Consider the following 22,651-nt stretch of genomic DNA (forward strand, 5'->3'; position numbering starts at 1 on the left):
CAAGAAACTTGTATGGTTCGTGAGAATCGCAAAATCATCATTGTCATTACGACAAGAAATAGACGTAGATCGAGCGCAAGTTGAGTAACAGCTTTGGGTATACAGGGTGATTAGTTTACTTATCGTAGTGCAACTTATTGTGCAGTTTTAGGTTTTCCTGATACAAGTTTGTACAGAAAATAAATAACGACAATCACCTATGTAAAGTGTTGGTCAAAAAGAACTAATTTACCGTAATCACTTCCAAATTAACAAACCCGATCATCAAATATCATATTCAAGTCTCTCAATATCCTTGAGCAATGCATCAACCTTCACATCTTTACCATAACGGCTATAAGTGATGTTCGGGTTAGCGTGACCGACGATTTGAGCAACGATGTGCTCGCTAATATCTAACTGTTTCATTTCGTCAATGAACGTGTGCCTGAGACCGTATGCTGTAGGGCGCTGGTTCGCTTTCATGCTGATTTCGGTTTGAAGCTTGGCCAGCTGTTTACAGTAGTTTTTTGACCAGTCTTCGTTTATCCCAACGGGTTTATAATCAAAAAGCTGTGTTTGCTGTGCTTTTCGCTGAGTCACAAAGGCCAAAAAGTCTCGTTCCACCAAGTATTTGTGAATAGGCACATAGCGTTTGGCATTGATGTTCTTTATTCGTTGCACGGCACCACTATCATCGACGCTAATGCAGTGTATGCCATCAATTAGCTTAATATCTCCTGGCTTGAGCTGGCACGCTTCTGACGGCCTTAAACCACCATAAAGCATCATGAGTGTGACCCACTTAAAATCAGCTGTTGAGTCATTGAATGCTGTCGAGCTGATTAATCTTTTTAATTCAGTTGCTGTCCAGCGGTTACGGCCTTGATTCGGTTTTGCCTTAGGCTTTTGACCAACAGTGACACAATCAAATGGATTAATGGTGCTGTAATTCATTAATTGGCACCACTTAAAAAACTGGAATATGGCTGCTAAGTACTCTTTATTGCTTTTGTAGCTTCGGCCTTGAGTCAGTAAAGCATCGCGGTAGGTCATCGCATCAGCGCTGGTTATCTCGTGCACGCATTTGCTCTCAGCTTTTGATGTGGATTTTGATGATACGGTATCAATAAAATGGCCTATGCGTTGTTCAAGTTGCTTGATAGACAGCGGCCGAATGGCAGATTTTTGTTTTGAAATAATAAATGCGCTTAATGCTTCGTTTAACCCAATAACAGGCTTTGTTTGCGCAACAGCAGTGGTTTCACGATGCTCGGACAGCTTAGTGTCTCTGATGGGGATGCTATGACGCTTCTGTGTGACGTTAATAATGCTATCTGTGTCATTATCAGCATCAAACTGCGCTCTGAGGCTGTTAATCACTTCATCTACGTAGCGAATAAAGTCGTTAATACGGGTTTTATGGTCAATAGACTTGATGATTTTTTTCAGTGTGCCAGCGACATCAATATTGCGGATGACCGCTTCTGCTCTGTCGCAAGTCAATAAAGAAACTTTAATATCAAAAGGAAAGCCTTTATCGCGTAACGATTTGGCCAAACAGATACGTGTGTAGTACACGTTATTAGGGGCTCGATATAGGTACATTGTCTGAGTCAATCCTCTTGGAAAGCCTCTCTAACGCCAAAAACAAAAAAAGCCGTTGATAATCAACGGCTTTTTTCATATTTAATATGGCGGAGGGATAGGGATTTGAACCCTAGAACGGGGTAAACCGTTGCCGGTTTTCAAGACCGGTGCATTCGACCACTCTGCCATCCCTCCGAACGCCGCGAATAATATGACAACCTCTTGAAGCTGTAAAGCCCTAATTTAAAATAATTGTCTATATGATTACTTTAAAACCAATGTGGTTAGTCTTTAGACTGCTTTATTGCTATACGTGCAGGATCTGGCATGGTGAAAGAGTTTTGTAAGCTTTTCCATGTTACATGCCGACTTGTGTAATAGGCGCCAAACACTATCACTGAACAGATTAATATACCTAAACCAATTGCCTGCTCACCTGCTCCTGCGAATGCTGCCACAATACTTGATGCTCCAAATGCGACACTGATTTGAATAAAATTCTGTAAACCCGCAGCTTTAGCGGCATCATCTTTGAATGTTTGCAATGCATTGTTCACAACAATAGGGTAAATCGCACCATTCGCTGCAGCCATAAAAGCAAATACAATTAATAGTGGATAGATAGTCGTCATCTCAAAAACGATCGTTATGATTGAGATTAATATTGTCGTTGTAAAAAACAGACCCAATTGTACTTTTAATGCGGTTTGGCTACCGAGACGTTTGATCAGAATTTTACCGCCATACCCACCAACAATGAACATTATTGTTTGCGGAATAAAACTTAACCCAATGGCTGTTGCATCAAAGCCAAACTTATCCATCACCGCAGGCCATAACGTTAGATATGAAAAGAAGGCACCTGAGCAAGCGGCAAATATCATCACATTACCCACATAAAATGGATTTGCTAACATCTGTTTAAAGGTGATGGCTTTATTTTTGTCCGCATGGATGGCTTCAACACTTGGCTTATCGGCTTTGACAAAAAACTGGGTCATTAGAATCAATATGGCACCCAATAAAGCTAAGCAAACAAAAATACTTTGCCATCCCCAATATGATAAGAAGAACGCACCTATTAATGGTGCTATTGCGGGTGATAATGCAACTAATGGCATAATGTTCGACAATACATGCTGTGACTCTTCAGCGTCATACTTTTCGATAACCAAAGCTTGCCAGATAACACTTGCACTACACACACCAATGGCTTGGATGAAACGGCCAATATTCATCATCACAATATTATCGCTGACAATGATCAAGCCGGTTGCCAATACAAATAACATTAAGCCTAAAAGTAATGAATTTCGTTTGCCCCATTTTTCAACTAACTTGCCATAAAGTAGTTGACCAAAAGCTAAACCCGCTAAGAATGTCGTAAGTGACATTGCCACATCTGCAGTTGATGCGTTAAGTGAGCCTTCAATTGATTTAAAAGCAGGCAAATACATATCTGTGGCAATAAAACACAGCATACTCAAAATAGTTAAATAGAGAAAAAAACCAGCTTTCTCAATAACACCAGGGAATTTTTGTTGTTTACTCATATCTAATACTCAAATTATTTTTCATTAGACATAGTGTAATTATTAGAAATTATTCTGTGAAACGTTTATATTCGAACATAGCTTTCAAAAAATATCACAGCAAAGGTTTTACTATGCTTTCAGAGCAAACACTCCATATGATCGACATCGTTGCCAGATTAGGCAGTTTTACCGCAGCGGCAAATGAGTTACATAAAGTGCCCTCTGCGGTAAGTTATGCCGTCAAACAGGTAGAGACAGATATTGGCGTAGTGTTATTTGAGCGACATCATCGCTCGGTAACCTTAACTGAGCCAGGTAAGCACTTTTTGCAACACGCACGAGAATTGCTCAGGCAAATGGATGAGCTTAAACGTGAAACACAACGGGTAGCTAATGGCTGGCAACCGACCTTGTCGATTGCGCTAGATAACATTGTACGTGCGGATAAAATTAGCTCTTTAATTGCAGACTTTTATCGACACTTTAATGATGTGGAATTAATCATTCAAATCGAAGTATTTAATGGGGTTTGGGAATCATTGGCCAGTGGGCGAAGTATGGTGGCAATTGGCGCGACCACTGCGATACCTGTGGGTGGTGTTTATCAGTATCGTGATATGAAGGATATTGAATGGGCTTTTTTAGTCAGTAAAAATCATCCACTAGCCGAAATTGAAAGACCGTTAATTGATGATGAACTTCGTCAATATCCGGCAATTTGTCTTGAAGATACCTCTAGAGAAATCCCTAAACGTACCACCTGGTTATTAGACAACCAGCGACGTTTAGTCGTACCAGATTGGATCCGTGCAATTAACTGTTTTCGTTCTGGTTTAGGTATTGGTTATATGCCAATCCATCTTGCACAGCCTTTTATTACCAGTGGGATGTTAATTGAAAAAACATTACAAAATCCTAAACCATCAAGTCCGTGTTGTTTAGCGTGGGACCAAGACCGTATGTCCCCTGCTCTTCAATGGGTGCTTGATTATTTGGGTGACACAGAGAAGCTTCATCGTGAGTGGTTAGCTTAATTTCGCCTAATAACTTGAATATTAATAAAATAGCCCAATATGTAAATGTAATGTCGCTATTCAATTGTTACAATGGAATTTGTGCCAAACGCTAATTTTTAAGATTCAATTAAGTTAGCTTGTTGACAATGAAGCGAATAAAAAATTAACACGCTTTAATGATAAGTTGGCTTTATTATAATGATGGACGCAGCAATTTATATTAAGCTGGCCGTTCATTAACGAATTACTGTCAGTCAGTTTATAACAAAGCTGCCTGGTTCAGCACGCTAGAACACGTATTTAAATGTCTTGGAGACGCTTATGAATCAACACACTTTGTCGAGCCAACATGCTACGACGATGGAAACAAACAAACTCATTAAAAATACCTATATGTTGCTTTCAATGACGTTAGCATTTGCTGCGGTTATGGCTGGTGTTGCAATGGCATTGAATATCGGTCCCTTTATGTCAATCGGTCTGTCATTAGGCAGTATCGTGGTGATGATGGTGACATTGAAAAAAGCTGACAACGCTTCTGGTCTAGCATGGATTTTTGCTTTCACTGGTATGCAAGGTGCATCGCTGGGTTATATCTTAAATCACTATGTTGGCTTAGCAAACGGTCCTGAATTAATCATGCAAGCTTTCGGTTTAACATCGATTATTTTCGTATCGTTATCAGCTTACGCTATTACCACCAAAAAAGACTTCAGCTTTATGGGTGGTTTCCTGTTTGCCGGATTACTTGTGGTGATTGGTGCGTCGCTGATCAACATGTTTGTTGGCAACGGTGTCGCATTCATGGCTATTCAAGCTGCGGTAGCCATGTTAATGGTCGGCTTAATCTTGTTTGATACAAGCCGTATCGTCAACGGCGGTGAAACAAACTATATTCGTGCCACCATTTCATTATTCCTGAACTTTATTAACTTATTCATGGCCCTACTTCATTTATTAGGTATGGGTAACGACGATTAATCGTCATTACTGATAAATTAAGATAAAATGACTCTAGTTTAGGGTCATTTTTTTTATAATGAATAAATTCATCGTCCAAGTTAACGGTCCCGCTTATGGGTCTACTGCCAGCATCAGAGCCCTTAAGTTCTGCCAAGCTGCTACCTCTGCTGGCCATCAGGTCATCAAAGTATTTTTTTACCAAGATGGTGTGCAAAACAGCAATTCATTACATTGTCCGTCCTCTGATGAAATGAATCTGCATCAACTATGGGTAAAGTTTTCTCACTCGCAACAAGTGCCACTTATCAATTGTGTGTCTGCAGCGCTAAGACGCGGGGTGTTATCAGAGCAAGATGCCGTAGAAAATAACAAGCCACAATGGAACAGCGATAGCATATTCACCATGGGCGGCCTGGGAGAGTTGGTCAGTGGTATCGAACATGCCGATCGTTTAGTGTGTTTTTAGGACAATAATATAATGAAAAAAGTGTGTATTGTATTTCGGCATTCCCCTTATGGCACCACAACCACCCGTGAAGGGATAGATTTTGCTTTATTAAGTGCCAGTTTTGAGCAACAAGTGTCGCTGGTATTTTGTGATGAAGCGGTGTTGCACCTATTACCTAATCAACAGGCAACGTTAGCGGGTAGTAAAGATTATGTCTCGGTTTTTAAAGCCTTTGACTTATACGAAATCGACACGGTATTGGCCTGTAAACAATCACTTGAAACGCTTGGCATCAATCAACATGAGTTAGCCATTGATGTACAAATAGCCGAGGCTGCTGCCATTAGAGCTGCACTTGCGGACGCTGATGAGGTATTGGTATTTTGATTTTACATCACATTCAAACATCCACTAGCCATGACAATGCATTACGTTTATGTTTACGGTATATCAGCCCAGGCGACAGCATTATTCTAACAGCTGATGCGGTCAATGTTTTACTTTACCCAGACTTGATTAACTTACTGGCAGCTATTCCTGTTTATATTTTAAAAGATGAGGTCGAAGCACGTGGATTACGGTCTAAATTAACTAATATACGCAACATTGAAATTAATTTGATCGATGATTATGAATTCGTCAATCAAACGCTGCGACACAGCAAGGTGATTACATGGTAAGTTCCACTTTTGAATTTATGTTTGAGTTTAACGGCCAAGCAATCGAGACCGATAAACTGGGATATTTAAAAAACGTCGAGGATTGGCAACAAGAAATGGCACCAATACTTGCCGCGACTGAAAACATTGAATTGTCAGACGCCCATTGGGAAGTGATCCACTTTGTACGTCATTTTTACTTAGAATACAAAACCAGTCCGGCTATTAGAGTATTGGTAAAAGCGATTGGGCAAAGTTTAGGGCCAGATAAAGGCAACTCAAAGTATCTTTATACCCTATTCCCTGTTGGCCCAGCAAAGCAGGCAACTAAGATTGCAGGCCTACCTAAACCCGCTAAGTGCCTCTAAATTCTATCTTTTGAATTCTGCTTATTGAGCCCATCTCTTAACCCGAGTTGAGGTTAGTTAGTGAGCAATGAAACCCAAACAGAACTGCCATGCTAAAAAACATAAAGCCCCGAAGAGCGATTCTTCGAGGCTTTATGTGTTGCAGGCAAATTACGGTAAAGTATTCTCAAGTAAAATATATAAAGCTTGGCTCAGCTGAACTAATACCACAAAACCAAAAAAATACATCACAACAGAATATACCACACTGTTATTTTTAGGCTTTCGAGCCATGAATTAACTTTCTCAACAAAAATATCTAATGCTGCTATTTTTAATGAAAAAGTCTTTCCAAGTCAATAACTTTCGGATTTATCCGATAACTTCTAAACCACCCATATAAGGACGTAATACTGCAGGTACCGTAATAGTACCATCTGCATTCTGGTAGTTTTCAATAACCGCCACCAAAGTACGACCTACGGCTAAACCCGAACCATTTAAGGTGTGTAATAAAGCGGGTTTGTTGTCCACTTTATTGCGGTATCTAGCCTGCATACGACGCGCTTGGAAATCCTTCATGTTTGAACAAGAAGAGATTTCACGGTAAGTATTTTGCGCCGGTAACCACACTTCAATATCAAATGTTTTACTTGCACCAAAGCCCATGTCACCAGTACACAATACAACTGTACGGTAAGGGAGTTCCAGCGCTTCTAAAATGCTTTCAGCATGTTTAGTTAACTCATCTAATGCTGCCATTGAATGATCTGGGTGAACGATTTGCACTAACTCAACTTTATCAAATTGGTGCTGACGAATTAAGCCACGTGTATCACGGCCGTAAGAGCCAGCTTCACTTCTGAAACATGCTGTTAAGGCAGTCATTTTTATCGGTAATTCAGCTTCATCAACAATCGTATCACGCACCAAGTTAGTCAGTGGTACTTCGGCTGTTGGGATCAAAGATAGACTTTGGGCTTCTTCAGTTGCTGGTTTGGTGTGGAATAAATCTTCGCCAAATTTAGGCAATTGTCCTGTACCTAATAAGCTATCTTCATTCACTAATAACGGCACATAGGCTTCAGTATAACCATGTTTATTAGTATGAGTATCAAGCATGAATTGACCAAGGGCGCGATTTAAACGCGCGATTTGACCTTTCATCACAATAAACCGCGAACCAGTAATTTTAACGGCATTTTTAAAGTCTAAACCTTGTAGAGCTTCGCCTAAATCAAGGTGATCTTTAACTTCAAAATCAAATGCTTTAGGGGTCCCCCAACGTCTCACTTCGACGTTGTCGTTTTCATCAGCACCTTGAGGCACGGCATCGTCTGGTAAATTAGGCAGACTCATTGCAAGTAGATTTAATTCTTGCAATAACGCGGTTAACTCGGTCTTTTTAGCGTCTAACTGAGCGCCTAAATCACCGACTTGTGCCATGATCGAACTTGTATCTTCACCACGTGCTTTAGCTTGACCAATGGACTTAGAAATCGCATTGCGAGAAGCCTGTAGCTCTTCAGTTTCGACCTGTAGCGTTTTACGCTTGTCTTCTAATGCCGAGATGTGCTCTACATCTAAGGTAAAACCACGGGCAGCTAAACGTTTAGCTGTGTCTTCAAGTTCGTTACGCAAAAATTTTGGATCTAGCATGTTGTCAGTTCTTTTTAGTTAAACGCGAGAAAAAATTAGTTGCTGACCTAAGTACACCATGAATAAACACAGGGTCACGTTCAACAACACATTAAGCATACTTTTAAACCATAAACCCTCTTGCATAAGCAATAAGGTTTCGTTAGAAAAAGTAGAAAAGGTAGTTAATGCTCCAAGTAAGCCAACAGCTACAAGTGACTTTACTTCAGGGCTTAAATGGCTAAGTTGCCCTAAGGCATAAACTATCCCCATTAAAAACGATCCTAATACGTTGACCAACAGTGTACCAAAAGGGAAACTGCTTCCAAATACTTGGATCATAAAAATTGAAATAAGATAGCGCAAAACAGCGCCAATTGAACCGCCCAATGCCACAAACAGTATATTAGTCATAGCGTTTTAGCTCACTTTGTTGATCTCGTTGGGCTAAATTGGCCAATTTATCTTGAATGCGCTTTTCAAAACCACGATTTGTTGGCTGATAAAAATGTGCATCTTGTAGTGATTCAGGAAAATAATTCTCACCTGCCGCAAAGGCATCAGGCTCATCATGGGCATAGCGATATTGTTGGCCATAGCCAATATCTTTCATTAGCTGGGTGGGTGCATTTCGTAAATGGTTTGGCACAGGTTCATGCCCTGTTTGCTTAGCCAAGTCTCTAGCTTGCTTAAATGCAGTATAAACAGCATTACTTTTAGGGGCACTGGCAAGATAAAGCACAGCTTGTGCGATGGCTCGCTCGCCTTCTGCTGGACCTAAACGATGAAAACAGTCCCAAGCATTGATTGCCACTGTCATTGCCATAGGATCGGCATTGCCGATATCTTCAGAGGCTATGGCTAACAATCGTCTAGCAACATATAACGGATCACCGCCACCTTCTAATATCCGACAATACCAATAAAGCGCCGCATCAGGTGCAGAGCCGCGAACCGATTTATGCACCGCTGAAATTAAGTCGTAAAATTGGTCGCCATTTTTATCGTAGCCAGCCACTTGATGACCCGCTACTTGGGTTAGCATATCAAGAGTAAACTCACCGTTATCGGCAACTAAATCTCCCATTAACTCAATCAAGTTAAGCGCTTTTCGGGCATCACCATCACAAATTTGTGCTAATGAATTAGCCACATTATCGGGTAATAGCAGCTGTCTTTTACCCAAACCTCGCTCAACATCTATTAATGCTTGCTGGGCAATTTGAATAATTTCATCATTGCTTAATCGATTAATTAAATAAACCCTGGCACGTGATAAAAGCGCATTGTTTATTTCGAATGAGGGATTTTCAGTTGTTGCGCCAACAAAAATAACCGTGCCATCTTCAATGAACGGTAAAAAGGCATCCTGTTGGCTTTTGTTAAAACGATGAACTTCATCAACAAATAATAATGTTCGTTGGCCACGGCTTTGAGCAACAGCTTTTGCCTGCTCAATCGCAGCGCGAATATCTTTGACACCTGAAGTCACTGCAGAAATACGTTCTACATGGGCATTAGCATAATGCGCGACTAACTCGGCTAAAGTGGTTTTTCCTGTACCTGGCGGCCCCCATAACAACATAGAGTGGGCACGATTTGCCTCTAACGCTTTACGTAACGGTTGCCCAGCCCCAAGTAAATGCATTTGACCAATATATTCGTTGATATCACGCGGCCGCATTCTCGCCGCTAATGGGCGAAAATCGGGTGCGAAATTAAAATCTAGATTGGCCACGAATAATTATTGGATCTGCTTTAAACGTTGATCATCAATATCAACATTTTCAGGGAGGGCAAAGTGAAACAAAGATTGCTCGGTTGGCGTGACACTGCGTTGTTCAAGTAAGCTAAATTGGCTTAAATTGCCTTGCTCGTCAGTTAAATCGAAAGCCGACAACTGATTTTTGTTAAAACACACAGTCACCGCAATCACACTGCCTTTGGCTTCTTTTGGGACAATATCAAAGCAATCGGATTTTTTAGCTGATTGTTTAACATTGTACTGCGACCATGTGGCTTCATCGCGATGAACTAATAAGGCGATTGGTGACGCATCTACGGCTTGAGATACATCCATTACCGTTACTTCTTCAGCAAACGGGTTATAGATCCACAAACTTGAACCATCAGCCACAATTAAAGATTCATCAGGCTCGGTCAAATGCCAATAAAATTTATTCGGATATGACAACGCAAAAATACCATTACCTGTTTGAATAGGCTTGTTGTTCACGTCGGTAACTTTTTGTTGAAATTTAGCATGTAAATTATCAATATTTGTCAGCTTGCCACGCAACGCCTCAGCATCGTTGGCAAGTACAATACTACTGCCCATCAAGCTAACTGCTGCAATTGTAATAATGGCTATTTGCTTTAATCGCATAACTTTTCCTAATTTCTTGGTGGCGGTGGCGCCAATACTTCACGATTGCCATTATGGCCTTGGGAGCTAACAATACCTTGTGCTTCCATTGACTCAATTATTCTTGCTGCACGGTTATAACCAATTTTGAACTTTCTTTGAACACTGGAAATAGAACCTCTGCGCGTTTCGGTAACAAATGCGACCGCTTCATCATAAAGAGCATCCAGTTCATCATCAGAGTCTGCTGACTCGCCAGGTAACAACACTTGCTCACCATCTGACACGCCATTCAAAATTTCTTGCACATATTGTGGTTTACCACGTGCACACCAATCGGCTACGACTTTATGTACTTCGTGGTCATCAATAAATGCACCATGCACTCGGTTAGGAACACTTGTACCAGGGGGTAAATACAGCATGTCACCCATACCTAGTAGGGTTTCTGCACCCTGTTGATCTAAAATCGTGCGCGAATCAATGCGTGATGACACCTGAAAAGCGATTCGAGTTGGAATATTAGCTTTAATTAAGCCTGTGATCACATCAACTGATGGTCGCTGTGTCGCTAATATCAAATGAATACCTGCCGCGCGTGCTTTTTGGGCAATACGAGCAATTAGCTCTTCCACTTTTTTACCTACAATCATGATCATATCGGCAAATTCATCAACCACCACTACAATGGCGGGTAATTTATCCAATGGTGGCGCTTCATCAAGCATACTTTCAGATTGTTTCCAAAGTGGATCAGGGATGTACTCACCTCTTGCTGCCGCTTCTTTAATTTTGATGTTATAACCTTTTAAGTTACGAACACCTAAAGCTGACATCAATTTATAACGACGCTCCATTTCGCCAACACACCAACGCAGAGCATTGGCAGCTTCTTTCATATCAGTGACAACCTCACACAATAAATGTGGGATGCCTTCATACACTGATAATTCAAGCATCTTAGGGTCGATCATAATAAATCGAACATCATCGGGACCAGACTTATACAGCAAACTGGTGATCATCACGTTTACGCCTACAGATTTACCCGAGCCCGTTGTACCAGCGACTAATAAATGCGGCATTTTACCGAGATCAACAATGACTGGCTCGCCTGAAATATCTTGGCCTAACACCATAGACAATTTCGATTTACTCTCTCTGAAAGCATCACTATCTAGCACGTCCCGCATAAAGACGGTTTCACGGAATTTATTCGGTAATTCTAGGCCTACGTAGGCTTTTCCGGGAATAACTTCAACAACCCGCACGTTTTCTGATAATAAAGAACGCGCTAAATCTTTTGATAAATTAGTGATTTTTGAGGCTTTAACACCTGGAGCAAGTTCTAATTCAAAACGGGTTACGACTGGGCCAGGATAGACTCCGACAACATTGGCGACAATATTGAAATCGGCTAACTTAATTTCAACTAAACGAGCGACCTGCTCAAGTTCTTCCTCGCTAATGGGATTCTTCTTTCTATCGGGGATATCAAGTAAGCTTAGGTCTGGCAACGGTGCCATAGGCGCTCTTGGTTTTTCGGGTGCCTGACCATCAATCATGACAATGCCATCAACAATTTTAGCTTCTTTTTTAGGTTGTTGCTGTGCAACTAATGCCCCTGTTGAATGCACCTGTTCAAATTCAGGTTCATCGATAATGTCATGGTTTTCATCAAGATCATCAATAGCAGAAAAGCTTGGGGTTCTATCTTCATCTTCTGTCGACCAAGAATCAAATGAAGGTTCTAAATCATTAATATCCTGTTGAAACATTTTTGGCTCAAGACGATCGTCGTCGTCACCATAATCTGCTTCAATTTTAGGCTCAACTGGCGCGTCTTTCACTTTACGGCTGAAAATACTTCGCTTCTTGTCTGCCTTAGGTTCAGGTATAGAAAATGGTTTTATCGTCGGCTTAACTGTAGTGTTAATATCTGTAACATGATTAATTTCATCATCAACTGGATTGATCTTAATGTTAGTTACGTTGTCATCATCGGCAACAAGTGGTTGGGATAACTCATCGTCAAAACCACTTTCACGGCGTTGCTTAAACTTATCAACCACTGACATAAATCCGCGAGTGTCTTCGGTTTCACGATCGCGTTTGAGTGATTGTGGTAAAGACCATACTTTTTTCGCTAACCAGATAACACCGTTCCCAAGTAACTCGATAATGGTTAGCCAACTGATCCCTGTAGCTAAAGTGAACCCAGCGCCAATAAAACACAGTAAAAGCAGAACAGTCCCCATTACATTAAAGTACGGCAACATAGCCTGGCTAATCACATCCCCCGCCACTCCTCCGGCAGAAAACACATAGACATCATCGACATTCATACTGACTAAGGCGGCCAAGGCTAATACCATTAGCATGAAGCCAATAATACGTAAACCAACTGAGAAATAATCAATTTCTAATAACTTGTGCGCACGATTAAAGAAGAACCACCCGGTGGTGGCTATTATGACGGGAATACAGTAGGCAATGAAACCAAAGAAATACAACAATACATCTGCAGTCCAGGCGCCAACGGCACCTGTCCAATTATGAATTTCACCTTGAAAATGCGATTGGCTCCAGCCTGGGTCATTTGGGCTGAAGCTAGATAATGCTAATAATATGTATGTTGCTACCATGCAACAAAAAATTAAGCCGCCTTCAAGTAGTCGCTGTAGGCCACTGAGCGTTTTTAAACTATTTCCCTGAGTCAACGGTATCATCCATACATGAAATTAAAGACAGTAATTAAATAGATTATCACAGAATAATCTGTGTTTTCAGTGATTATGCACTGTGGAAGCCATAAGCTCAATCGAATGTGAAGAGGATTTCATCGCTTAAATCGCGAATAAGACAGGCTGGGTAAATAATAAGCAGAAATAGCTGAGTAATAGCCTATTTCTACTAAGGAGATTTGAAGAGTTAACTGCTGCGATTTACAGCTAACTCGACAAATATTACAACTCGGCGATTAAATTAAGCGCTACTTTATTTGTTTGCTTAACTTCTTCCATCACAACGTATGTACGAGTATCAGAAACTGAAGGAAGCTTTAACAGGGTTTCCCCCAACAAACGACGATAAGCTGACATATCGGACACACGGGTTTTTAATAAATAGTCAAAATCACCAGAGACCAAATGACACTCTTGAATATCATCGAGTAACTGAACAGCACGATTGAAACGATCAAAAATATCAGGGGTATCACGGTTTAACGTGATCTCCACAAATACTAACAATGAAGCGCCTAAATAATGCGGATTCACTAATGCTGTATATCCGTTAATAAAACCTTGTTTCTCAAGACGTTTAACCCTTTCAAGACAAGGGGTTGGACTAAGACCGACACGCTTTGATAATTCAACATTTGAAATTCTGCCATCCATCTGCAGTTCATTCAAAATGTTTCTATCAATACGGTCTAAATCTTTAATTGAATAATTCTTATTATTTGCCATATTTTTAACTCTATTGCACCACTTTAACAACATTATTATCTTTTTATTATCAAACTTCAGCAGCATAAACTGCTGGAGCGGTACTATACTAGAGCCTCCTGAAATAAGCACGTTCAGGGTAAATAATTAATAATAAAATTACTCGTCTCCCCTACGAGTACTATACAAATCGAGGCTCAAAAATGATTATTGGTGTTCCAACAGAAATCAAAAACCACGAATATCGTGTTGGTATGGTTCCTTCAAGTGTTCGCGAATTGACTATTAAAGGTCATGAAGTCTTTGTTCAAGCTGATGCTGGTGTTGGTATTGGTTTTACTGATCAAGACTATATTGATGCCGGCGCTGAAATTTTAGCGACTGCAGCGGAAGTCTTCGCAAAAGCTGAAATGATTGTAAAAGTAAAAGAGCCACAAGCTGTTGAGCGTGCGATGCTACGTCACGACCAGATTTTATTTACTTATTTACACTTAGCACCAGATTTACCACAAACTGAAGATCTCGTAAAAAGCGGAGCCGTTTGTATCGCTTATGAAACCGTAACTGATGACCGTGGCGGCTTACCACTACTTGCTCCAATGTCTGAAGTTGCTGGTCGCATGTCTATTCAAGCGGGTGCTCGTGCTTTAGAGAAATCATTAGGCGGCCGTGGCATGTTATTGGGCGGCGTTCCTGGTGTTGAGCCTGCTAAAGTTGTAATTATTGGCGGTGGCATGGTTGGTACCAATGCTGCACAAATGGCTGTGGGTATGGGTGCTGACGTTGTTGTTTTAGACCGTAGCATTGATGCTTTACGTCGTTTAAATGTTCAGTTTGGTTCAGCTGTTAAAGCGGTTTACTCAACTGCAGACGCCATTGAACGTCATGTATTAGAAGCTGACTTAGTAATTGGTGGTGTACTTGTTCCTGGTGCTGCTGCACCTAAACTTGTCACTAAAGATATGATTAAGCGTATGAAGCCTGGTAGTGCAATTGTCGATGTGGCGATTGACCAAGGCGGATGTGTTGAAACATCACATGCTACTACTCACCAAGATCCAACTTACATTGTGGATGACGTAGTGCATTACTGTGTAGCTAACATGCCTGGTGCTGTTGCACGTACTTCAACATTTGCACTTAACAATGCAACACTGCCTTATATCATCCGATTAGCAAACCTAGGCTATAAAGAAGCATTATTAAGCGACAAGCACTTATTAAATGGCTTGAACGTGATGCACGGTAAGATTGTATGTAAAGAAGTGGCTGAAGCGCTATCACTGACATTCACTGATCCTAAAAGCTTACTTGCATAATTAAATTAGTAAGTTAATGAAATGAATTAAATACCGCTGATTCAGCGGTATTTTTTTATTCAATTTTTATGGGATATTGGCCAAACCCAAGAAACAGAACATTATTCTGTATCTAACTCAATAGGCAATATAAAGCGCTGTTTTAAACAACAAAAGTAAAAAGCTCACCAGAAACCCGAAATACCATTTCAATCAATATCTTACATCAACTTAAAGAAGTCTTGCTTAGACATGGGTTTATAATAAAAATACCCTTGTACAGCTTGAATTTGTTGTTGATTGACAAAGTCCAACTGCCGTTGAGTTTCGACCCCTTCAGCAATTACTGTTAAATCTAAAGCACGACTCATACTAACAATAGCCTCGACTAATGCTTTATGTCTGGGATCGGTTTCAAGTTGGTGAATAAATGACTTATCAATTTTAATTTGATCAACAGGAAAGCTAACCAAATAAGACAATGATGAATATCCTGTACCAAAGTCATCGATTGAAATTTTGATACCTCTTTGACGTAATAAAGACAGTAATTCGCATACCTCTTTTTGTTGTTTCATCATTAAGGATTCGGTGATTTCTAGCGTAATCATTTCATAAGGGAAGGCGTCGATATTGAGTTTTTCGACAACATCGTCAAAAAACTGTAAAAAACGTGTTTGAAGCTCTAACGACCAAAACTCTAAAGTGGACACATTGACAGCGATGGGAATATGTAAGCCTCGTTTTTTAAGGTCCATCGCTGTAATAACAGCTTGAGTTTTTACCCATTCTCCAACTTCAACAATTAAACCTGACTGTTCTGCTATAGGAATAAATTCAGCTGGTGATATATATTGGCCCTTATGGCACCAACGCAGTAAAGCTTCTGCTTTAACAATGTCACCGCTTAATGGATTTACGATTGGCTGGTAGAATAACTCTAACTCATTTTGGCTAATGGCTTTTTTTAAATGAAAATGTAATTGCGCAATTCGCTCTGCTTCTAATTGTATTTCCTGATTGAAAAATTGATGACAATTTCGACCACTCGCTTTGGCGTTGTACATTGCCTGACTGGCACAGTTAAGCATCAACTCCGCCGTTGTAGCATCGCTTGGAAAAGTAGCAAAACCACTGCTAATACCCACTGACAGGGTTTGATTAGCCACAGACATTTCTTTACCGATAGCGGCTTTAATTTTTTCCGCAAAGTCGGATAGTTTTTCTGTACTGTCATAACCTGGAAGCACAATTGCAAACTCGTCTGCAGCAATGCGAGCGGGTAAGCTATTATCAGGTAAAACCTCTAATAACCTTTTCGCCACCGTTTGCAGTACTTCATCGCCATTATCTGAACCTAAAGTGTCGTTAATTTGCTTAAAGTGATCTAAATCTAAAATCATCATACTGAAAGGTTCAATTTCGCCGCCCAAACAGTGAGACTCACTAATTAAGCTATCCATCCTCTTAAATAGATGTTTACGATTGGCAAGACCGGTAAGTTGATCATAATGATTCTGAAAATCGATTAATTTTTCTGTCGTTTTACGGGCAGTGATATCGGTTATCATCCATGCATAACAATTTTGCTGTGTTAAAGAATCACGAATAACCGTGACAACTAGTTCAATATCGATGATATCGTTAATATTTTTTCGCGCTTTTAGCTCGCCTTGCCATGATTGACCTAAACGGATTGTATTGAACAGTTCTTGCAATAATTCTGAATTAGAAGGTTTGAGGTAGGTTCTAACGTTGAAGTAGTTATTCTTAACATCATACAATGTTGTCGACTGCGCAAAACTGGGGTTACAGGTCAACACTGCGTTTTGCTCGTTTGTGATAACCAGTGCAATAGGCAAACTATCAAAAATTTTGCTACTTAAGCGCTGTAAGTGTAATCCTCTGCTACGTTCAATTGCTAAACTCGCTAATCTTGCGGCTTCTTGAATTAAGTTTAAATCTTGAGAGGTAGGCGATTTAATGGTGTCGTAGTACATTGCAAAAGTACCAAGTACATTGCCCATACTATCAAAAATAGGCTCAGACCAGCATGCGCGCAGGCCTGCTTTTAGGGGCAGTGCTTTGTAATCAGCCCAGTTAGGATGATTTTCAATATCTTCAACAATCACACGCTGTTGCAAGTAAGCCGCCGTGCCACATGAGCCGACATTAGGACCAATCAAAACACCATTAATAGCTTCGTTGTAATCATTTGGTAAATTTGGGGCGGCTCCAGATAACAAGCGGGTACCGTCATCACTTAATAACAATACCGACGCGCGAGTACCTATTTTTTGGGCTTCGATCAACAATACTAAACTGTGTAACATTTCGCCTAAAGGTACAGCTTCAAGCACCATATTTAAAATGGCGCTATAGCGCTCAAGACTAGTCTTGTGCTCATCCGTATGCACAATGCCTAAATCCGCTTTGATATCTATTTGACTAGAATCCATACAGCTCCGCATAAACTAATAACAAAAAGTGAGATAAAATCAGCTACTTTTAGATTATGTCTAATAGCGGATTTTATCAAACATTAGTTACTACATGACTACATTCCATTAACAACAAACCTATTTAACATTTGATACAGGGATAAGTTGTTACTCGGCATTTCTGATCATTTTTGCCAGATAAAAACCGTCAAAACCATGTTCTGAAACTAAAATAGTTTCATCTTCAATTAAGCTAAAATGTGGATTCTCGCTGAGAAAACGATCCACTTGATTGCGATTTTCATCAGGCATAATTGAACAGGTAGCGTAAATCAGCATGCCGCCAACTTTAACCATGCGGCTATAACTATCAATAATCTGTTTTTGTAAATCGATAAGCACTGGTAAACGCTCTGCCGTGTCACGCCATTTTGAATCAGGGTTTCGCTTTAAAACACCTAACCCTGAACATGGCACATCAAGCAAAACACGATCTGCCGTTAGCTTCAAGCGTTTAATCGTTTTCGAACTGGCAATAATACGCGTTTCAACATTATGAGCCCCTGCTCTTTTGGCACGCGTTTTAAGATTATCCAGTTTCCATTGTTCGATATCCATTGCCAATAATCGGCCTTTACCTTGCATCTGCGCTGCAATGTGTAACGTTTTACCCCCTGCGCCTGCACAGGCATCCACTACGCGCATCCCAGGCTTAGCATCAACGGCAGCGGCAACTAATTGCGAACCGGCATCCTGTTGCTCAAATAATCCTTTTTGAAAGCAATCCGTTCTAAATAATGCAGAATTGGACGTCACTTCAAGGGCGCTGTCGACAGCAACTACTATTTGAGTTTCGACACCTTCTTTGGCAAGGCTTGTCATCAACTTTTCACGGTTTGTCTTTAATTCATTGACGCGTATAAATCGACCGGGGACTTGCGTTAACGCGGCGCGTTCTGCAGGCCATTTATCGCCTAACTGTGCTTGACCAAGCGTATCTAGCCATTCTGGGCAGCCATCCCATAAGGTTGGTATTGATTTAGCGGTTTCAATTTTTTGCTTCAGTAGTTTCTCATCGACTTGTAATGAATACTGCATTTTAGGTAACTCAAGCCCATGGAATAAATGCCAGCCATTAAGTAACTTTGAACCTAAACGGTCAAACTCATCCTGCTCAATATCAACGATAAAACAATACAGATTTAAGCGGCGCAGAATATCTCCCGCCACAAGGGTAATTCTGGCTTGTTCAGAAGGCTCAAGTTTTAAACCCGAAAAGTTATGCGAATAAGCGCGGTCCAAAGGTTTTCCCTGGTTTAACACCATAGTTAACACATTTAACACCAGCTCAGAAGAACTACCAGATAAAGGAAAAGTCAGCATAACACTCTCAATTTAGCAACAAGATAAAAACAACGTCAAACCACAGCAACTCACTATTTGAACCATTAATTACGGTTCGATTCATTTTTCACATCACGCAAAATTAACCTGTTAATTATGACTAGATAACCAGCTTTTTTAAACATGGATAACTTACGTTAGCTAAAACCTACTAAATAATGAGAACCAATAGAATATTTGCGCCGATCATAGGTATTAACCGCAATGATAGCAATAAAAAAGCGACCCATAAGGTCGCTTTAACTTAGCATATTCAATTAACACGCTAATCTCACCTACATTTTAGCGCCTTTCGCACCATAGAATAATATAAAGGCATAGCAGATTACCGGCAAAATAAACGCAGGTTGTAAGCCCATGTTGTCAGCCATAACGCCCTGTAATAATGGCACTATTGCGCCACCAACAATAGCCAAACATAAAATGCCAGATCCTTGCGAAGTGTGTGGACCTAAATCACGCAGTGCTAAACTGAAAATGGTAGGGAACATTATCGAGTTAAAAAGTCCCACCGCCAAAATTGCCCACATAGCGATCGCACCTTGGGTATTCATTGCCACCAACACCAGTATTGAAGCCATCAGAGCATTAAAAGCTAATACTGTACCGGCTGGAATTTTTTGCATAACCACTGAACCAATAAACCGTCCTACCATCGCCCCGCCCCAATAATACGCAATATAATTGGCGGCATCGGCTTCTTTCAGCCCTGCGATGCTTTCTTCCCCCAAAAAACTGACTAAAAAGCTGCCAATAGAGACTTCAGCACCCACATAAACAAAAATACCAATTGCGCCCAATACAAGGTGTATCGACTGCATCGCACTGGTTTTGCCATTATGAGTAATATTGCCAGAGACATCTGCTGGTTCGGCATGTTCAACGATTTGTGGCAATGATAACTTTGAAAAAATCACCGCTAATAACGCCAACATGCCTGATAATAGTAAATAAGGTAATTTAACCACATCAGCTTCTGCTTGCGCATGAGATAATTCTGCCGTCGCGCCTGATGCAACCGATAAAATCAACACCGCCCCAAAAAAGGGTGCCACCGTAGTGCCTAGGGCGTTAAAAGCCTGAGTTAAATTAAGACGACTTGATGCCGTTTCAACACTACCAAGGGCATTTACATAAGGATTGGCAGCGACTTGTAATATGGTGATACCTGATGCAAGCACAAATAGCGCGGCTAAAAATAAACCATAAACGGCAAAATCAGCTGCGGGATAGAATAAAGCACAACCTAAACTGGCAATAGCTAATCCTGTGACAATCCCTTTTTGATACCCTAGCTTTTTAACTAAGTTACCTGCTGGTAGCGACACTAAAAAATAAGCACCAAAAAAGCAAAACTGAATCAACATTGCTTCAGTGTAGCTAAGCGAGAACACCGATTTTAAATGTGGAATTAAAATATCATTTAAGCAAGTAATAAATCCCCACATAAAAAATAGCGAGGTGAGCGAAACCAGTGCAAAACGGTAATTGTCATTACCAGTCGATGATACGGTAGTTGTATTTGAGGGGGCTGAAAGCGCCATAATTAGTTTCCTTTATTCATTATTGTTATTGAAAAGGTGATAAAAAAACGCCGATAAATTGGCTATCGGCGTGTACACTTTATTCTATGTTAGCGAAATAACTGCCAAAGGGTGGCAACTCGATAACCGTGCCGATTTGCTTACCCGCTAACAAACCATGTTCATTCAACTCAGCATTTAATTGATAAGTATCGACCGCAAACACTGTATTTTGGTTTGAAAGATTAAACAGCACTAACATTTTCTTTTCTTCAAAATGGCGTTCAAAAGCGAGTATTGATTCATTTGTATTGACGAAGTGAATATCACCGCTAATCAGTATAGGTTGTTGCTTTCGCCATGCTAAAAAATGTCGATAACTATTCAAAATAGACTTTGGATCTGTCTCTTGAGTGTCCACTGCGTTTTCAGCATGAGCTAACGGAATGGGTAACCAAGGCGCGGCTGTTGAAAAACCCGCCTGCTCGGCATCTTTTGTCCAAGGCATTGGCGTACGGCAACCATCTCGACCTTTGAACATCGGCCAAAATGTAATCCCAAAAGGATCTTGAAGCTGGTCAAACTCGATCGGGGCTTCGGTTAATCCTAATTCTTCGCCCTGATAACTGCAGATACTGCCGCGTAATGAAAACAACATGCCGTTAAGCATTTTAACAAGATCGGGATTAGTTTCGCCCTTGCCCCATCGCGTTGCAACACGTTGAACATCATGATTACCAATGGCCCAGCACGGCCAACCGTCACCAATACTGGCTTCTAATTCTTCAACGGTTTGGCGAATATACGCTGCACTGAAATCATCGGTTAACAGCTCAAAGCTATAAGCCATATGCAGGCGATCATCACCTTGGGTGTACTCAGCCATAGTGGCAAGTGAATCTTCAGATGACACTTCACCTAAAGTGACTGCCCCTGGATAGCGATTAATCAATGCCCGTAACTCTTCAATAAATCCTACCGTTTGTGGGCGAGTATTATTGTAGTAATGGTATTGATAAGCATAAGGATTGTCTTCGCTAAAACCGCGACCTTGACGTTGATCTTTCGGTTTAGCGGGATTATCACGTAATTGCTCATCATGATAGCAAAAGGTAATCGCATCTAATCTAAAGCCATCAACACCCTTTTTCAGCCAAAACTCAACATTATCTAGGACCGCTTGGCGCAGTTCATCGCAATGGAAATTAAGATCCGGTTGGCTTTTTAAGAAGTTGTGTAAAAAATATTGTTGACGACGTGGCTCCCATTCCCATGCACAGCCACCAAAAATGGCAAGCCAGTTATTCGGTGCGCTACCGTCCTCTTTTGGATCGGCCCACACATACCAGTCAGCTTTAGGATTAGTTCGGTTTTGACGGCTTTGTTCAAACCAGTCATGTTGATCTGAGGTATGGCTAAGTACTTGGTCGATAATGATCTTGATATTCAATCCATGTGCTTTTGCAATTAGCTCGTCAAAATCAGCCATGGTGCCAAACATTGGGTCAATATCGCGATAGTCACTAATATCGTAACCAAAGTCTTTCATCGGTGATCTAAAGAAAGGGGAAATCCAAATCGCATCCACATTTAGACTTGATATGTAGTCAAGCTTGGCAATGATCCCTTGTAAGTCACCTACTCCATCATCGTTCGAATCCATCAAACTGCGTGGATAAACTTGGTAAATAATACCGCCGCGCCACCAGGTTACTTGACCCATTACATTCCCTCTAAATGATGCTCAACACAAGCAAGTAGCACCTATACTGTTAAACATATGTTGCGACGCTTTAACACGCCATCGTTATTTTGTTGTTGCAACGAGGATACGTGAATTTGGAAATCAGGTTCAATACACCTGCATACGTATGCATTAAATTAGTTATCAAATCATCTTAATGAAATTTGATTAATATCTCTTGTATACATGGACTTATGACAACAAAAAATGATTCAAATCCAGTTAATAAAATGTAAAAAAACAGTCAACATT

General features: G+C 40.6%; 20 protein-coding genes and 1 tRNA gene. 7 read left to right on the forward strand and 14 right to left on the reverse strand.

Translation table 11 applies throughout. From position 1 onward, the window contains the following. Positions 1 to 264: 264 nt before the first annotated feature. From ORI98_RS02335 to punC, 3 genes are all read right to left on the reverse strand, one after another. On the reverse strand, positions 265 to 1,587 hold the full coding sequence (locus ORI98_RS02335) for a tyrosine-type recombinase/integrase (protein ID WP_306134100.1): 1,323 nt from the start codon (positions 1,585 to 1,587) through the stop codon (positions 265 to 267). A gap of 87 nt (positions 1,588 to 1,674) precedes the next feature. Beyond that, positions 1,675 to 1,764, reverse strand: a tRNA-Ser gene (locus tag ORI98_RS02340). A gap of 89 nt (positions 1,765 to 1,853) precedes the next feature. Then, positions 1,854 to 3,122 carry a purine nucleoside transporter PunC gene (gene punC / locus ORI98_RS02345; protein ID WP_306134101.1) on the reverse strand — a complete coding sequence of 423 codons (1,269 nt, stop codon included), beginning with the start codon at positions 3,120 to 3,122 and terminating at the stop codon, positions 1,854 to 1,856. 113 nt (positions 3,123 to 3,235) lie between these two features. Between punC and punR the strand changes: the two genes are divergently transcribed. The 6 genes from punR to ORI98_RS02375 all read left to right on the forward strand — a co-directional run bounded on the left by punR (position 3,236) and on the right by ORI98_RS02375 (position 6,558). Beyond that, positions 3,236 to 4,138: a DNA-binding transcriptional activator PunR gene (gene punR / locus ORI98_RS02350; RefSeq protein WP_306134102.1), complete on the forward strand. Its 903-nt coding sequence runs from the start codon at positions 3,236 to 3,238 to the stop codon at positions 4,136 to 4,138. Positions 4,139 to 4,441: 303 nt separating this feature from the next. Next, complete coding sequence (locus tag ORI98_RS02355; RefSeq protein ID WP_188839627.1) at positions 4,442 to 5,101, forward strand: Bax inhibitor-1 family protein; 660 nt, start codon at positions 4,442 to 4,444, stop codon at positions 5,099 to 5,101. 58 nt (positions 5,102 to 5,159) lie between these two features. Continuing rightward, the gene (gene tusD, locus ORI98_RS02360; RefSeq protein ID WP_306134103.1) at positions 5,160 to 5,549 is read left to right on the forward strand and encodes a sulfurtransferase complex subunit TusD; all 390 of its coding nucleotides are present in this window, start codon (positions 5,160 to 5,162) and stop codon (positions 5,547 to 5,549) included. Positions 5,550 to 5,561: 12 nt separating this feature from the next. Further along, positions 5,562 to 5,918 (forward strand): sulfurtransferase complex subunit TusC, encoded by a 357-nt coding sequence (gene tusC / locus ORI98_RS02365; RefSeq protein WP_306134104.1) that lies wholly within the window; start codon positions 5,562 to 5,564, stop codon positions 5,916 to 5,918. Next, positions 5,915 to 6,211 carry a sulfurtransferase complex subunit TusB gene (tusB, locus tag ORI98_RS02370; protein ID WP_306134105.1) on the forward strand — a complete coding sequence of 99 codons (297 nt, stop codon included), beginning with the start codon at positions 5,915 to 5,917 and terminating at the stop codon, positions 6,209 to 6,211. The genes tusC and tusB overlap by 4 nt, the downstream gene beginning before the upstream one ends. 17 nt (positions 6,212 to 6,228) lie before the next feature. Continuing rightward, positions 6,229 to 6,558 (forward strand): TusE/DsrC/DsvC family sulfur relay protein, encoded by a 330-nt coding sequence (locus tag ORI98_RS02375; protein WP_306134331.1) that lies wholly within the window; start codon positions 6,229 to 6,231, stop codon positions 6,556 to 6,558. 150 nt (positions 6,559 to 6,708) lie between these two features. On the opposite strand, the gene ORI98_RS02380 is transcribed toward ORI98_RS02375, so the two are convergent. From ORI98_RS02380 to lrp, 7 genes are all read right to left on the reverse strand, one after another. Continuing rightward, positions 6,709 to 6,831 (reverse strand): hypothetical protein, encoded by a 123-nt coding sequence (locus ORI98_RS02380; protein ID WP_261299230.1) that lies wholly within the window; start codon positions 6,829 to 6,831, stop codon positions 6,709 to 6,711. 78 nt (positions 6,832 to 6,909) lie between these two features. Further along, a complete protein-coding gene (gene serS / locus ORI98_RS02385) occupies positions 6,910 to 8,196 on the reverse strand; it encodes a serine--tRNA ligase (protein ID WP_306134106.1) in 1,287 nt (428 codons plus the stop codon). A gap of 18 nt (positions 8,197 to 8,214) precedes the next feature. Further along, positions 8,215 to 8,589, reverse strand: coding sequence for a fluoride efflux transporter CrcB (gene crcB, locus ORI98_RS02390; protein ID WP_261299228.1), 375 nt, complete (start codon positions 8,587 to 8,589; stop codon positions 8,215 to 8,217). After that, positions 8,582 to 9,913, reverse strand: coding sequence for a replication-associated recombination protein A (locus ORI98_RS02395; RefSeq protein WP_306134107.1), 1,332 nt, complete (start codon positions 9,911 to 9,913; stop codon positions 8,582 to 8,584). The genes crcB and ORI98_RS02395 overlap by 8 nt, the downstream gene beginning before the upstream one ends. Positions 9,914 to 9,919: 6 nt before the next feature. Beyond that, on the reverse strand, positions 9,920 to 10,561 hold the full coding sequence (lolA, locus tag ORI98_RS02400; RefSeq protein ID WP_306134108.1) for an outer membrane lipoprotein chaperone LolA: 642 nt from the start codon (positions 10,559 to 10,561) through the stop codon (positions 9,920 to 9,922). 8 nt (positions 10,562 to 10,569) lie between these two features. Further along, positions 10,570 to 13,260 carry a DNA translocase FtsK gene (locus ORI98_RS02405; RefSeq protein WP_306134109.1) on the reverse strand — a complete coding sequence of 897 codons (2,691 nt, stop codon included), beginning with the start codon at positions 13,258 to 13,260 and terminating at the stop codon, positions 10,570 to 10,572. A gap of 246 nt (positions 13,261 to 13,506) precedes the next feature. Then, on the reverse strand, positions 13,507 to 14,010 hold the full coding sequence (gene lrp, locus ORI98_RS02410) for a leucine-responsive transcriptional regulator Lrp (protein ID WP_261299224.1): 504 nt from the start codon (positions 14,008 to 14,010) through the stop codon (positions 13,507 to 13,509). Between the two features lie 182 nt (positions 14,011 to 14,192). Here lrp and ald point away from each other — a divergent pair, with 182 nt between their 5' ends. Further along, a complete protein-coding gene (ald, locus tag ORI98_RS02415) occupies positions 14,193 to 15,308 on the forward strand; it encodes an alanine dehydrogenase (RefSeq protein WP_306134110.1) in 1,116 nt (371 codons plus the stop codon). Between the two features lie 200 nt (positions 15,309 to 15,508). On the opposite strand, the gene ORI98_RS02420 is transcribed toward ald, so the two are convergent. The 4 genes from ORI98_RS02420 to ORI98_RS02435 form a co-directional block, all read right to left on the reverse strand. Further along, entirely contained in the window at positions 15,509 to 17,746 is a 2,238-nt protein-coding gene (locus ORI98_RS02420; RefSeq protein ID WP_306134111.1) for an EAL domain-containing protein, read from the reverse strand. Between the two features lie 150 nt (positions 17,747 to 17,896). Then, positions 17,897 to 19,111 (reverse strand): RsmB/NOP family class I SAM-dependent RNA methyltransferase, encoded by a 1,215-nt coding sequence (locus ORI98_RS02425; protein ID WP_306134112.1) that lies wholly within the window; start codon positions 19,109 to 19,111, stop codon positions 17,897 to 17,899. A 296-nt stretch (positions 19,112 to 19,407) separates the two neighbouring features. Next, positions 19,408 to 20,676 carry a sugar MFS transporter gene (locus ORI98_RS02430; RefSeq protein WP_306134113.1) on the reverse strand — a complete coding sequence of 423 codons (1,269 nt, stop codon included), beginning with the start codon at positions 20,674 to 20,676 and terminating at the stop codon, positions 19,408 to 19,410. Between the two features lie 79 nt (positions 20,677 to 20,755). Beyond that, entirely contained in the window at positions 20,756 to 22,378 is a 1,623-nt protein-coding gene (locus tag ORI98_RS02435) for an alpha-glucosidase (RefSeq protein WP_306134114.1), read from the reverse strand. Between the last annotated feature and the right edge of the window lie 273 nt (positions 22,379 to 22,651).

The organism is Shewanella sp. ULN5 (assembly GCF_030731885.1).
Classification (GTDB): Bacteria; Pseudomonadota; Gammaproteobacteria; order Enterobacterales; family Shewanellaceae; genus Shewanella; species Shewanella holmiensis.